Here is a 12214-nt window from a genome sequence, read left to right as displayed (position 1 = left end):
AATGAAAAGGGCCCGCAGCGCGGGCCCTCCATCATCGCCGGGCAGCGGACGCTGCCACGCGATCAGCGGCCGAAGCCACCCTTGCGCGGGCCGCCGGGGCCACGGCGCTCGCCGCCGAAGGCCGGACGGTCGCCGCCGCCAAAGCTGGGCTTGCCGCCGAACGCGGGCTTGTTGCCGCCGCCATGGAAGGGGCGATCGCCGCGCGGCTGGAAGCCACGGTCGTCGCGGGGCTGGAATTCACGGGGCTGGAAGCCGCGATCTTCACGGGGCTGAAACTCGCCGCGGGGCTGGAAGCCACGGTCTTCACGCGGTTGGAAGCCACGGTTCTCGCGCGGCGGGAAGCCGCGATCGTCAGCGCGCGGCGCAAAGCCACGGTCGTCACGCGGTGCGAAGCCGCGGTCCTGGCCGGCATGGGCATGACCGAAGGGCTTGCCGCCACCATGGAAGGGGCGGCCACCTTCTTCGCGGCGGAAGGGCTTGTTGCCGAAGCCGGGACGGCCGCCGAAGTTGCCACGCGGGCCACGGTCGTCGAAGGAGCCGGCCGGACGCGGCGGGAAGATGCGCGGTTCCTGCGTCTTGGGCTCCAGGCCTTCGATGTGGCTGACGGGAATCGTCTGCGTCGTGAACTGCTGGATGCGGCGGATCATCGACACGTCTTCACGCAGGCCGAGGGTGATGGCCAGGCCCTGGCGACCGGCGCGGCCGGTACGGCCGATGCGGTGCACATAGTCCTCGGCCTTCATCGGCAGGCCGTAGTTGATGACGTGGCTGATGGTGGGCACGTCGATGCCGCGGGCGGCGACGTCGGTAGCGACCAGCACCTTCACTTCACCGCGGCGCAGGCCCATCAGCACGCGGTTGCGCTTGCCTTGGGGCATGGCACCGTGCAGCGGGGCAACCGAGTGGCCGAGCTCAGCCAGGCGGTCGGCCAGCCAGTCGGCGTCGCGCTGGGTGCTCGTGAAGACAACGGCCTGGTCCAGTTCCGGCGCGGCCAGGATGGATTCCAGCAGCTGGTCCTTGTGATGGGGGTTGTCGGCCCAGTGCAGGCGCTGCTCGATGTTCTCGTGCGTGTCGGTGTGGTTGGCCACCTCGATGCGCTGCGGGTCCTTCAGCAGCTGCTGGGCCAGGCGGCCGACGTGGCCGGCAAAGGTGGCGCTGAACATCACCGTCTGCTTGGTCTCAGGGGTGTGGCTGGTGACGACGTTGATGTCGTCGATGAAGCCCATGTCCAGCATGCGGTCGGCTTCGTCCAGGACCAGCATCTCGACGTTGTTCAGCACGCACTTGCCGCTGGCCAGGTGGTCCAGCAGGCGGCCCGGGGTGGCGATCAGGATGTCCAGGGGGCCGGTCAGCTGGCGGATCTGCAGCGGATAGGGCATGCCGCCCAGCACCGTCGCGACCTTCAGGCCCGGGATGTGGCGGCCATAGGTCTGGGCGGCCTTGCTGACCTGCATGGCCAGCTCGCGGGTGGGGGCCAGCACGAGGACGCGCGGGCCGTAGATGACGCCCTTTTCACGGCGCTTGGTGTTGTCGCCGCGGGCGGCCAGGATCTTTTCCAGGGCCGGCAGGATGAAGGCGGCGGTCTTGCCCGAGCCGGTGCGCGAGGAGACCATCAGGTCCTTGTTCGCGATGGCCAGGGGAATGGCTTGGGCCTGCACGTCGGTGGCCGTTTCATAGCCAGAATCCTTGACGGCTTGCAGCACGGAGGGGCTCAGGCCCAGGGTCTCGAAACTCATTACTTCGCTCTTTCGTTCATTCACACCGTGCACCCGCCAACAGCAGGCAAACGCGCGGCGCCGAGGGGCATCACAAGCCCTTCGGAATCACATAAGTCGCTGGGAGATAGATCAGCTCGCGTCGTGCGGCTCGGGCTTGTTACAGCAGCCCGGGTGCGGCGCGGGGGAACAGTCAGTCAAAGCGACGGCTTCATCGCCGCCGACCGATCCGTGTTCGGAGTTCGATGCCCAAGGACTGGATTTGATCGAACGAGGTCAGAGGAGACGTGGAACACCTGGAGCAGGCCCCAGGCGAAGCCGCGACTGTAGCACGGATCAGGGTTTTCACGGAATCACCCCCGCAGGCGCGGGTGTGCGGTCTGGCACACTTGCAGCCCGGGTCGGCAGAACACCCAGGCCTTGCCGCGCGGCACCCGCCGCGAGCTGAACCTGCCAAGCCTCCGCCTTCGTTCACGTGAAGCTCAACGCGTGCGCCCTGGCTGCAAGTCGGCAAGCCCAGCCTCTTTTGTTTTGGCGTGCGCATGGAGTGCCCCCATGGCCCGTGAATCCCTGCCCCTCGTCGTGGACGATCTGTCCGCCTTCGCCAAGTCCCTGCGTGCCCAGCTGCTCAAGCATGAGCCGCCGCAGCCGCCCGGCCACCAGACCCTGCTCAATATGCTGGCCCGCGCGGCCGGGCATCGCAACCTGCAGACGCTGAAGGCGCGACCGCCAGCGCAGAGGCCCAAGCCGCCGCTTGCAGCCAATGAATTGAGCGAGATCGTGCGCCGCACCTTGCGCCTCTTCGACGAGCAGGGCCGGCTGACCCGACTGCCCGTCAAGCGCTCCGTGCAGCTGATGGCGCTGTGGGGCCTGTGGATGCATTTCGACGCCAACCGCCCCTACACCGAGCGCGAGGTCAACCAGATCCTGACCGCCTGGCACAGCTTCGGCGACTACTGCACGCTGCGCCGCGACCTCGTCACGCAGAAGCTGATGGCGCGCACGGCAGACAGCTCGATCTACACCAAGCTGCCGGCGCGGCCGGGCGAGGATGCGATGGCGTTGATGCGGGCGCTACGCCAGCTGGCCCACTAGCAACTGGCGCACGCGCGCCTCGTCGGCCGCGGTGGCCGGGTGGTAGACGATCATCGTCAGGTCCGGCCGGCCTTCCACGGCCAGGCCGCTGTACTCCAGCGAGATCGGCCCGGCCACGGGATGGTGGATGAGCTTGGCCATCTCGCCATAGCCCTCGCGCACGTCGAGCTCGCCCCACATCGCCGCGAACTCGGCATTGGCCGCGCTCAGTTCCTCCACGATGGCCTGCACGGCATCGCCGGCGCCGGCCCGTGCGACGTCGGCCCGGAAGGCCGCGACGACAAAGCGCGCATCCCGCTCCCAGTTCGGGATGCGCTGGCGCGCGGCAGGGTTGCCGAAGATGTGGCGCAGGATGTTGCGCCGCTCCGGTGGCATGGCCGAGTAGTCGTTCAGCACCGCGGCGCAGGCGCGGTTCCAGGCGAGGACATCCCAGGTCGGCGTGCGGATCATGGCCGGGCAAAAGGCCAGCGCGTCCAGCACCCGCTGCAGCCGCAGCGGCACTGCGGCCGCTACCTGGAAGCGGACTTCCGGCGGGCGGTTCTGGGCCAGCAGGAAGAGATGTTCGCGTTCGACGTCGCTCAACTGCAGGGCGCCTGCCAGGCGCTCCAGCACCTCGGTGGACGGCGCGCCGCCTCTTCCCTGCTCCAGCCAGGTGTACCAGGTGGGGCTCACATGGGCGCGCTGGGCCACCTCCTCGCGGCGCAGGCCCGGCGTGCGTCGGCGCGCCAGTGGCAGGCCCAGGGCGGCGGGATCCAGGCGAGCGCGGCGCTCCTTCAAGTAGCGACCGAGCGGGTTGTCTTGGACAACGGACATCGTGATCCTGTTAGTGGCAATACCGGTATGCGCTCACGGCTTCACGTGCGCAGCCGGCATCGCGACAGTGGCGCCACTCCCACTGTTTTGCAAGGACTCCCCATGCATGTGTTCGTGACGGGCGCGACCGGTTTCATCGGCTCGGCCATTGTGCAAGAACTGCTTTCCCATGGTCATCGCGTGACCGGACTGGCGCGCTCGGATGCGGCCGTCGAGACCCTGGCCGCTGCCGGTGCGACGGCGCATCGCGGCGACCTGACCGATCTCGACAGCCTGCGTCGTGGCGCGGCTGCCGCCGATGCGGTCATCCATACGGCCTTCAACCACGACTTCAGCCGCTTTGCCGCCAGCTGCGAGGACGACCGCCACATCGTCACGGCCCTGGGCGAGGCGCTGGCCGGCAGCGACCGCCGCCTCGTCGTCACCTCGGGCACGGCCCTGGTGGCGGCGGGCCGGCCCTTCGCGAAGGAGACGGACACGCCCTCCCCTCATCACCCCCGCGTTGCCTCGGAGCAGGCCGCCGCAGCCCTCGCCGAGCGCGGCGTGAACGTCAACATCGTGCGCCTGCCGCCCTCGGTCCATGGCGATGGCGACCATGGCTTTGTGCCATTGCTGATCAACCTCGCCCGCCAGAAGGGCCTGGCCGCCCAACTCGGCGACGGCAGCAACCGCTGGCCAGCCGTGCACAGGCTGGACGCGGCCGAGCTGTTCCGTCGCGTCGTCGAGCAAGGCCGGGCCGGCGCGAGCTATCACGGCGCCGCGGAGACGGGCGTGGCCTTCGCCGACCTCACGGCCATCATTGGCCGACGCCTGGGGCTGCCCGTCCAGAGCCTGGCAGGCGAAGCAGCGGCAGCACATTTCGGCTGGTTCGAGAAATTCGCGGCAATGGACAACCCCTGCAGCAGCGAGGCGACGCGGCACGAACTCGGCTGGCAGCCGCGACGCATCGGCCTGCTGGCCGACGTGGACCAGCCCGCCTACTTCGCGGCCTGACGCTTCACGGCTGGGGTTTCGAGGCCGCTCCGCAATTCATGATGCAGCGGGTGTCGGCATAGGTCACCTTGAAGTGCCAGGCCCGGTTCCGGATCAGCAAGGCACTTTCCGCCAGTCCGTCGATGTAGATGACGCGGACGCCGCCCCATTCCATGTACCGCGCGTCCTTGTCCTTGCTCGCATCGCCGCCGGCCAGCCAGTCGAAGTTCTGCGACTTCACCTCCTGCTTGCCAAAGCGGAACGAATGCTCCCGCCCGACCTTGTAGGGCGATTCACCCATCAGTCTCGAAACATCGTCGGGCTTGGAGCCTGCCTGCAGTTGCAGCAGCTTCGATGCGACATGGCGAAACTCCACGGGGACTTTCTGCAAGGCTTCGGGACCGGTCACGCAGTCCATCTTCGGGAACCCGCGTGCGTCGATGCCCTGGTGATCGCAATACTTGGACTCCGGCGTGTCCAGCGCCCAGATCGGCGGCTCTCCCGCGGCACCGGCCCATCCGCACCAAGCCATCGCGAGCAGCCCCGCGCCGCGCTTGTGCCATCCATTCATCGCGGCTCTCCTGTCATGAGCATGGCCGGCAGCCATCCCCGCAAACTGTTGAAGAAGGCCAGGCCCGAAGCTCGGGCCAGGTCTTCGCGCATCAGCCGCGCCTCGCGGATGCGGCCCTGGGCCAGCAGCTCGGCGCGCAGCACGCCGGGCAGCAGGCCGGCGGCGAGCGGCGGCGTCAGCCATTGGCCGTCAATCTGCAGAGCGAGGTTGCCGAAGCTGCATTCCGTCAACTCGCCGGCCTCGTTCCAGAGGACGAGGTCGAAGGCCGCGGCGGGTTTGTCGAAGGCGTAGAGCTCGCGCCGCGTGGTCTTGTGGGCCAGGTACTCGGCCCGCGGACCGCGCGTCGGCATGGGGCGATCGGCGAGCGCGAGCTGCACGGGTTCGGACGTCGGCACGAAGGCGGTCAGCGCGTGGCTGAAGCGGCCCTCAGCGTCGCAGGTCAGGCGCAGCCGCCAGCTGCCCTCGGGCTTGCCGGCGGCAACCGCCTTGAGATGGGCTCGCGCCTCCGCCAAGGAAAAGCGCAGGCCGAAGTGGCGCGCCGTGCGCTGCATGCGGGCCAGATGGGCATCGCCGCGCAGCGCCACGCCTGCTTCCAGGCGCAGCGTCTCCAGCGCCTCCACGGGCGCCTCGGCGCGGGCCAGGAAGCGCGACTTGGCTCGCCATTCGGCGATCTCGGCGGCGGGTTCGCTGTCCAGCGTGATGGCGCTGCCAATGCCGCAGGTCAGCGCATCGCCGCGGAACTCGACAGTGCGGATGGGCACGTTGAAGGTGGCCACGCCGCCGGGCTGGATCAAGCCCAGCGCACCGCAATACCAGCCGCGCGCCGTGGGCTCCAGCTCACGGATGATCTGCATCGCCCTGACCTTGGGGGCGCCGGTCACGGAGCCGCAGGGGAAAAGCGCGGCAAAGGCGTCGGCCAGCGTCAGGCCGCCGCGGCTGACGGCCGTCACCGTGGACGTCATCTGCCAGACCGTCGGCAGCGCATGCAGCTCGAACAGGCGCGGCACGCGCACCGTGCCGAGCTGGGCGACACGGCTCAGGTCGTTGCGCAGCAGGTCCACGATCATCAGGTTCTCGGCGCGTTCCTTCTCGCTGGTGCGCAGATGCGCTTGCGCCGCCTCGTCATCGACGCGGTCGCGCCCGCGCGGCGCCGTGCCCTTCATGGGCTGGGCGGCCAGCAGCCAGCTGGCCTTGGCGCCGGGCACGGGGCGCCAGTCGAAGAAGAGTTCTGGCGACACGCTGGCCGCCCCCGCCTCGCGCAGGAAGAGACTGAAGCCGCCCGGCTGGCTGGCGTGCAGGGCCAGGAACAGCTGTTCGGGATCGAGAGCACCCGCCTCGGCACGCAGACGGGTCGTCAGATTGACCTGGTAGCAGTCGCCGTCGCGGATATAGGTACGGATCCGCTCGATGGCGCCCGTGGCATCGGGCTCGGCATCGCGCCAGCCGAGGAAGCCGCTGTAGGCCGGCGGCGGTTCGGGCCAGGGCTCGGGGGCGACCTCATAGACCGCGAATTCGGCCAGCGGCGCGGTGGTTGCATGGGTGACCAGGGCCTTGTCGAAAGCCGCGGCCGCTTCAAAACGCAGGCCACCCAACGCCCAGGCGCCGCCTCGCGCAGCCGACTCGGCCTGGGCGACGACGGCGGCCACCTCGTCCAGCCTCGTCGCGCGCAGCCAGCGTGCCGGCGGCGTGCTCCAGCAGCCGCGCACACGCTCGCCGTCCTCGCGGGCCAGCGGGTGGCGGGGGAAGTCGAAGGCGGCGTGCAGCAAGCGGGCCGGCGCGCTATCAGGCCAGGTTGAGGAAATGGGTGCGGTAGTGGATGAGTTCGTCGATGGACTCGTGGATGTCGGCCAGGGCCGTGTGGGCCTGGGCCTTCTTGAAGCCTTCCAGCGCGGCCGGCTTCCAGCGCTTGGCCAGTTCCTTCAGCGTCGACACATCGAGGTTGCGGTAGTGGAAGAAGCTCTCCAGCTCCGGCATGTAGTTGGCCAGGAAGCGGCGGTCCTGGCAGATGCTGTTGCCGGCCATCGGGCTCTTGCCCTTGGGCACGTATTGCTTCAGGAAGGCGATGGTCTGGGCGGCCGCCTCGGCTTCGGAGATGGTCGAGGCCTTGACGCGGTCGATGAGGCCGCTCTTGCCGTGGGTGCCCTTGTTCCAGGCGTCCATCTTGTCCAGCGTCTCGTCGGTCTGGTGCACGGCAAAGACCGGGCCTTCGACGCGCTTCTCGAGGTTGGCGTCGGTGACGACGACGGCGATCTCGATGATGCGGTCCGTGTCCGGATAGAGACCCGTCATTTCGAGGTCGATCCAGATCAGGTTGTTTTCGCTGGGGGCAAGGGTGTCGGACATGTTGGACTCACTCTGAGGATGGCGAATTCTCGCAGCCTAAAATTTGGCCATGTCTCCCCTGCTCCTGTCCCTGGCTTTTGCCGTCGCGCTCGCGGCCTCGACCCTGGTCAAGTTCTGGCTGTCCTCCCGGCAGATCCGCCATGTGGCCGCCCACCGCGGCCAGGTGCCCGCCGCCTTTGCAGGCAGCGTCACGCTGGCCGCCCACCAGAAGGCGGCCGACTACACCATCGCCCGCTCCCGCTTCGGCCTGCTGGCCCTGGCCTTCAACGCGGCCGTGCTGCTGGGCTGGACGCTGCTGGGCGGCCTGGGCCTGCTCAACGCCTGGGTGCTTGCCGCCAGCAGCGCCCTGCCCGAGGCCTGGCAGGGCATGGGCTACCAGCTCGGCCTGGTGGCGGCCTTCCTGGTCGTCGGCTCGCTGCTGGACCTGCCCTGGGAGCTGTGGTCCACCTTCAGGATCGAACAGGCCTTCGGCTTCAACCGCACCACGCTGAAGCTCTTCCTCGTCGACATGGCCAAGGGCCTGTTGGTCGGCGCCCTGCTGGGCCTGCCCATCCTGGCCCTCATCCTGTGGCTGATGGGCGCCGCCGGGCCGCGCTGGTGGCTGTGGGCCTGGGGCTCGTGGATGGGCTTCAACCTGCTCGTCATGGTCATCTACCCGACCGTCATCGCGCCGCTGTTCAACAAGTTCGAGCCGCTGACCGACCTGGCGCTGAAGGAACGCGTCGAGCGATTGATGGCGCGCTGCGGCTTCGCGGCCAAGGGGCTTTTCGTCATGGACGGCAGCCGCCGCTCGGCCCATGGCAACGCCTACTTCAGCGGCTTCGGCCCGGCCAAGCGCGTCGTCTTCTTCGACACCCTGCTGTCCAAGCTCAACGGCGGCGAGGTGGAGGCCGTGCTGGCCCACGAGCTGGGCCACTTCAAGCACAAGCACATCACCAAGCGCATCGTGTTGATGTTCGCGATGAGCCTGGCCGGCTTCGCGCTGCTGGGCTGGCTGATGCAGCAGCCGGCCTTCTACCTGGGCCTGGGCGCCCAGCCCAACCTCGCCGCCCCCAATGACGCGCTGGCGCTGATCCTCTTCCTGCTCGCCGGGCCGGTGTTCGGCTTCTTCGTGACGCCGCTGGCCAGCCACTTCTCGCGCCGCGACGAGTTCCAGGCCGACGCCTATGCCCGCGCCCAGGCCAGCGGCGCCGACCTCTCTTCGGCCCTGCTCAAGCTGCACGAGGACAATGCCGGCACGCTGACGCCCGATCCGGTCTACGCCCGCTTCTACTACTCCCACCCACCCGCTGCCGAACGGCTCGCAGCGCTCGCCTCATGAACGATCTGCTGCTTGCCCAATGTGACCCCAAGGCACCCCTGATGGACGCCGACACGCGCAACCGCGTGCTGGCGCAGTTGCCCGGCTGGCTGCCGGATGCCGAGAACAAGGTGATCGGGCGCCGCTTCGGCTTCGCGAACTTCTACCAGACCATGGCCTTCGTCGACGCCGTTGCGGAGATCGCGCATGCCCAGGATCACCATCCGGAAATGCTGGTGGGCTACGACGCCTGCACCGTCAGCTACTCGACGCATTCGCGCGGCGGGCTGACGCTGAACGACGCGATCTGCGCGGCGCAGGTGAGCGCCCTGTCCGAAGCGACCGGTACATGAGCAAATTCCAGGCGCTGGACCTGGGACTTGTCGTGCGTGGCCATGGCCGCCACTACATCGTCGAGGATGCTGACGGCAAGCGCCTTGTCTGCCATCCGCGCGGCAAGAAAAGCGACGCCGTCGTCGGCGACCAGGTGCGCTTTGCTGAATCCGGCGACGAAGGCGTCATCGAGGCCGTCGAGCCGCGCCGCAATCTGCTGTTCCGCCAGGACGAGTGGAAGACCAAGAGCTTCGCGGCCAATCTCGACCAGCTGCTGGTGCTGGTCGCGGTCGAGCCCGTCTTCAGCGAAAGCCAGCTGGCCCGCTCGCTGATTGCCGCCGAATCCGCGGGCATCCGCATGGCGATCGCGCTGAACAAGACCGACCTGCCCGGCACGGATTCGGCCCGTGAGCGCCTGGCGCCTTACCGGGCCATGGGCCTGAAGATGTTCGAGGTGGCGCTGAAGGCCGACCGCGAGGGCTCGCGCGCGACGCTGGATCCCTGGCTGGCCGATCAGCGCACCTTCGTCCTCGGCCCCAGCGGCACGGGCAAGAGCACGCTGATCAACCTGCTGGTGAAAGACGCCCAGGCCCAGGTCGGCGAGATCTCGCAGGCCCTCAACTCCGGCCGCCACACGACGACGACGACGCAGTGGTACTGGACAGACGACACGCGCACCACGGCCCTGATCGACTCGCCCGGCTTCCAGGAATTCGGCCTGCGCCAGATCGTTGCCGCCGAGCTGTGGCGCTACATGCCCGACCTGCGCGAGCACGCCGACTGCCGCTTCGCCAACTGCAGCCACATCCACGAGCCGGGCTGCGGCGTGCAGGCGGCCGTGCAGGCGGGGCAGATCAGCGCCAGCCGCTACCGCATCTACGGCGAAATCCTCGAAGAACTCCAACGCAAGACCTGGTGATGCGCCTCTCCCTGCTTGTTGGCGCCCTGGCCCTGCTGGCCGGCTGCGCAACCACTGTCACGCCCCCGCCACCCGCGGCCGAGGGCTGGCAGCCGCTGGCCCTGCCCGGCAAGAAGTCCACCCAGTACAACTGGACGGAAAAGGACGGCCGCCCCGCGCTGGAAGCGTCGTCGGACCGCTCCGCCAGCATCTGGCGCAAGAAGCTCGAGCCGCCACGGCAGCAGGTGGGCCAGGTGAGCTTCTCGTGGTGGGCCCAAGGGCTGATCCCTGGCGCCAATGTCTCTGACGTCGATCGCGAGGATGCCGTCGCCCGCGTCATCTTCGGCTTTGCCGGCGACACCGACAAACTGCCGCTGCGCACGCGCATGAAATTCGAGATGGCCCAGGCCCTGACGGGTGAGTCGCCGCCCTATGCGACGCTGATGTATGTCTGGGACAGCAAGCTGCCGGTGGGCACCGTCGTCATCAATCCGCGCAGCGACCGCATCCGCAAGATCGTCGTCGACTCCGGTCCGGCGGAGCTGCGCCGCTGGCGCGAACACCGCCGCGATCTGGCCGCCGACTTCCGCCTGGCCTTCGGCGAGGCGCCGGGGCCGCTGACCTCCATGGCCGTCATGACCGACAGCGACAACAGCCGCGCGTCAGCCCGGACCTGGTACGGTCCCGTCGAATTGGAAGCCCCTCGCTCAGCCCCACCTCGCTGAACGCGAGCGAGTCTGATCGGTCTTGCAGACCGCGCTGCGGCAGTGCCGCAGCCCATCGGCAGGCACATCGCCAACGCCGGCCGGCCAGGTGAACTGAAGTCGGACACAAGCAGTCCCTGCGGACTGCTTGTGCCTACGGAAGGCCATGGGCCTCTGGCCCATGGCAGGTCCGGCGCTCGGCCCGCAAACGCCGAAATCAGCGCTGTTCGGGCGCGCGCAATGGCAGCGGCGCGGCGTCGCGCACTTCGCGGGCCTCGACGTCCACCACGTCGCCCACCGGCTGGCGGCGCTGCGCCCAGGGGTTCTTGTTGACGCGGAACTGCAGGCCGGGCTTGCGGCCGGTCAGCAGGCGGATCACCAGGAAGATGACGAAGCCCAGCACGGCGATCAGGAAGAGGCCGAGGCCGATGAGTGCGCCGGCGACGATCATCAACAGGCGAAGCAGGGAGCGGAACAGCGACATGGACCTATTTTGAACGCTGGACGCCCGCCGGGACCGTGACGATGGTCACCCATTGCGAATGCTGCGGCTGAGGGAGTCTCAACCTCGACCCGACAAAAACCATGCGCATTCGAGCCGCCGTCTTGTCGGGCGGAAACGAAAAAGCGGCCTGTCCTTCCGAACAGGCCGCCTTGGTGTCTCAGGCCATCAGGCGCGGCGGCGACGCAGGCCCATGCCAGCCAGTGCCAGGCCGACCAGGGCCAGCGAAGTCGGTTCGGGCAGGCGATTGGCGGCCGTCGCGTCCACGTTGATCACGGGCGCGTCGACGCCGAATTCGCGGCTGTTGAGGTCGTTGCCGAGGAAGACATTGGGGCCCTCTTCCTGCACCGTGATCAGGATGCCGGCGAAGCTGGCGCCGGTATCCAGCATGTCCTGGATGAAGGCGGTCACGTCCAGCTGGTAGGTCGGCGTGCCGTCGAGCGTGGCCAGCGTGCCCAGCAGGCGCGTGGTCAGCGTGGCATCGCCAGTCGTCACCAGGCCGTCACCGGCATAGCCCCAGAACTGGAAATGTCCGCCCGCGACGGCAGTGCCGCTGGACACCACCTTGAAGGTGGCCGAATTGATGGTGTCGCCGACATTCAGGCCCGCCATCGAGAACTCGATCGCCGAACGCGTGAAGGCGCCCTCGTAGCCGAAGGTGCGCAGATAGCCGTCGGCAGGATTGCCACTGAGCGCATAACCGTTTGCCGCGCTGCCGCCGAACCAGTCGTCAGACACGTCGACCAGCGCCGTCGGGGCTGCGTGAGCGGCAACACCGCTTCCGAGGAGGGCTGCAAACAGCAGCGAGAAAACGGATTTCTTCATGGCGCAATCCCTAGAAAAGGAGAATTGCGCATATGAAGCAAGTTACAGGCCACCAAGGAAACTCCTTTAGTGACAAGAACTTATGGGAGGACCAGCAAACAACAAGTTGCAACTGTCAAATATCCCGACGCCCTCAGGCGCCC

Annotated in this window: 13 protein-coding genes; 6 read left to right on the top strand and 7 right to left on the bottom strand. The window is 68.2% G+C overall.

All coding sequences use genetic code 11. From position 1 onward, the window contains the following. Window positions 1-62 precede the first annotated feature (62 nt). A complete protein-coding gene (locus AC07OY_RS06780) occupies window positions 63-1736 on the bottom strand; it encodes a DEAD/DEAH box helicase (RefSeq protein WP_495041749.1) in 1674 nt (557 codons plus the stop codon). 534 nt (window positions 1737-2270) lie between these two features. Here AC07OY_RS06780 and AC07OY_RS06775 point away from each other — a divergent pair. Continuing rightward, a complete protein-coding gene (locus tag AC07OY_RS06775; protein WP_495041748.1) occupies window positions 2271-2810 on the top strand; it encodes a DUF2087 domain-containing protein in 540 nt (179 codons plus the stop codon). Here AC07OY_RS06775 and AC07OY_RS06770 read toward each other — a convergent pair. Next, window positions 2790-3623, bottom strand: coding sequence for a helix-turn-helix transcriptional regulator (locus tag AC07OY_RS06770; RefSeq protein WP_495041747.1), 834 nt, complete (start codon window positions 3621-3623; stop codon window positions 2790-2792). The two genes, AC07OY_RS06775 and AC07OY_RS06770, sit on opposite strands and share 21 nt — an antisense overlap. A gap of 102 nt (window positions 3624-3725) precedes the next feature. On the opposite strand from AC07OY_RS06770, the gene AC07OY_RS06765 reads away from it, so the two are divergent. Then, a complete protein-coding gene (locus tag AC07OY_RS06765) occupies window positions 3726-4616 on the top strand; it encodes an SDR family oxidoreductase (RefSeq protein ID WP_495041746.1) in 891 nt (296 codons plus the stop codon). A gap of 4 nt (window positions 4617-4620) precedes the next feature. Here the strand turns inward: AC07OY_RS06765 and AC07OY_RS06760 are convergent, their stop codons facing one another. The 3 genes from AC07OY_RS06760 to orn are packed head-to-tail and all read right to left on the bottom strand — an operon-like array spanning window position 4621 to window position 7509. Then, complete coding sequence (locus tag AC07OY_RS06760; protein WP_495041745.1) at window positions 4621-5166, bottom strand: hypothetical protein; 546 nt, start codon at window positions 5164-5166, stop codon at window positions 4621-4623. Beyond that, the gene (locus AC07OY_RS06755) at window positions 5163-6932 is read right to left on the bottom strand and encodes a chorismate-binding protein (RefSeq protein ID WP_495041744.1); all 1770 of its coding nucleotides are present in this window, start codon (window positions 6930-6932) and stop codon (window positions 5163-5165) included. The genes AC07OY_RS06760 and AC07OY_RS06755 overlap by 4 nt, the downstream gene beginning before the upstream one ends. 16 nt (window positions 6933-6948) lie before the next feature. Further along, entirely contained in the window at window positions 6949-7509 is a 561-nt protein-coding gene (orn, locus tag AC07OY_RS06750; RefSeq protein ID WP_495041743.1) for an oligoribonuclease, read from the bottom strand. Between the two features lie 49 nt (window positions 7510-7558). On the opposite strand from orn, the gene AC07OY_RS06745 reads away from it, so the two are divergent. From AC07OY_RS06745 to AC07OY_RS06730, 4 genes are read left to right on the top strand one after another with little or no spacing between them, the layout of a single operon-like run. Further along, window positions 7559-8830, top strand: a complete 1272-nt coding sequence (locus AC07OY_RS06745; RefSeq protein ID WP_495041742.1) for a M48 family metallopeptidase — start codon at window positions 7559-7561, stop codon at window positions 8828-8830. Further along, a complete protein-coding gene (locus tag AC07OY_RS06740) occupies window positions 8827-9162 on the top strand; it encodes a 4a-hydroxytetrahydrobiopterin dehydratase (RefSeq protein ID WP_495041741.1) in 336 nt (111 codons plus the stop codon). Before AC07OY_RS06745 ends, AC07OY_RS06740 begins: the two co-directional genes overlap by 4 nt. Then, window positions 9159-10061 carry a ribosome small subunit-dependent GTPase A gene (gene rsgA / locus AC07OY_RS06735; RefSeq protein WP_495041740.1) on the top strand — a complete coding sequence of 301 codons (903 nt, stop codon included), beginning with the start codon at window positions 9159-9161 and terminating at the stop codon, window positions 10059-10061. Before AC07OY_RS06740 ends, rsgA begins: the two co-directional genes overlap by 4 nt. Further along, complete coding sequence (locus tag AC07OY_RS06730; protein WP_495041739.1) at window positions 10061-10765, top strand: DUF3047 domain-containing protein; 705 nt, start codon at window positions 10061-10063, stop codon at window positions 10763-10765. Before rsgA ends, AC07OY_RS06730 begins: the two co-directional genes overlap by 1 nt. 196 nt (window positions 10766-10961) lie before the next feature. Here the strand turns inward: AC07OY_RS06730 and AC07OY_RS06725 are convergent, their stop codons facing one another. Both AC07OY_RS06725 and AC07OY_RS06720 read right to left on the bottom strand, forming a co-directional pair. Then, window positions 10962-11228, bottom strand: coding sequence for a hypothetical protein (locus AC07OY_RS06725; RefSeq protein WP_495041738.1), 267 nt, complete (start codon window positions 11226-11228; stop codon window positions 10962-10964). A 186-nt stretch (window positions 11229-11414) separates the two neighbouring features. After that, window positions 11415-12071, bottom strand: a complete 657-nt coding sequence (locus tag AC07OY_RS06720) for a PEP-CTERM sorting domain-containing protein (protein ID WP_495041737.1) — start codon at window positions 12069-12071, stop codon at window positions 11415-11417. Between the last annotated feature and the right edge of the window lie 143 nt (window positions 12072-12214).

This window comes from Roseateles sp. GW821-FHT09H10 (assembly GCF_059415865.1).
The sequence above is the reverse complement of the archived record's forward strand: the minus strand, read 5'-3'. Positions and strand labels throughout refer to the sequence as shown.

Excerpts from the sequence above, each read along its gene's own strand:
- AC07OY_RS06780 (WP_495041749.1), bottom strand. The coding sequence starts at position 1,736 with ATGAGTTTCGAGACCCTGGGCCTGAGCCCCTCCGTGCTGCAAGCCGTC.
- AC07OY_RS06775 (WP_495041748.1), top strand. The coding sequence starts at position 2,271 with ATGGCCCGTGAATCCCTGCCCCTCGTCGTGGACGATCTGTCCGCCTTC.
- AC07OY_RS06770 (WP_495041747.1), bottom strand. The coding sequence starts at position 3,623 with ATGTCCGTTGTCCAAGACAACCCGCTCGGTCGCTACTTGAAGGAGCGC.
- AC07OY_RS06765 (WP_495041746.1), top strand. The coding sequence starts at position 3,726 with ATGCATGTGTTCGTGACGGGCGCGACCGGTTTCATCGGCTCGGCCATT.
- AC07OY_RS06760 (WP_495041745.1), bottom strand. The coding sequence starts at position 5,166 with ATGAATGGATGGCACAAGCGCGGCGCGGGGCTGCTCGCGATGGCTTGG.
- orn (WP_495041743.1), bottom strand. The coding sequence starts at position 7,509 with ATGTCCGACACCCTTGCCCCCAGCGAAAACAACCTGATCTGGATCGAC.
- AC07OY_RS06745 (WP_495041742.1), top strand. The coding sequence starts at position 7,559 with ATGTCTCCCCTGCTCCTGTCCCTGGCTTTTGCCGTCGCGCTCGCGGCC.
- AC07OY_RS06740 (WP_495041741.1), top strand. The coding sequence starts at position 8,827 with ATGAACGATCTGCTGCTTGCCCAATGTGACCCCAAGGCACCCCTGATG.
- rsgA (WP_495041740.1), top strand. The coding sequence starts at position 9,159 with ATGAGCAAATTCCAGGCGCTGGACCTGGGACTTGTCGTGCGTGGCCAT.
- AC07OY_RS06730 (WP_495041739.1), top strand. The coding sequence starts at position 10,061 with ATGCGCCTCTCCCTGCTTGTTGGCGCCCTGGCCCTGCTGGCCGGCTGC.
- AC07OY_RS06725 (WP_495041738.1), bottom strand. The coding sequence starts at position 11,228 with ATGTCGCTGTTCCGCTCCCTGCTTCGCCTGTTGATGATCGTCGCCGGC.
- AC07OY_RS06720 (WP_495041737.1), bottom strand. The coding sequence starts at position 12,071 with ATGAAGAAATCCGTTTTCTCGCTGCTGTTTGCAGCCCTCCTCGGAAGC.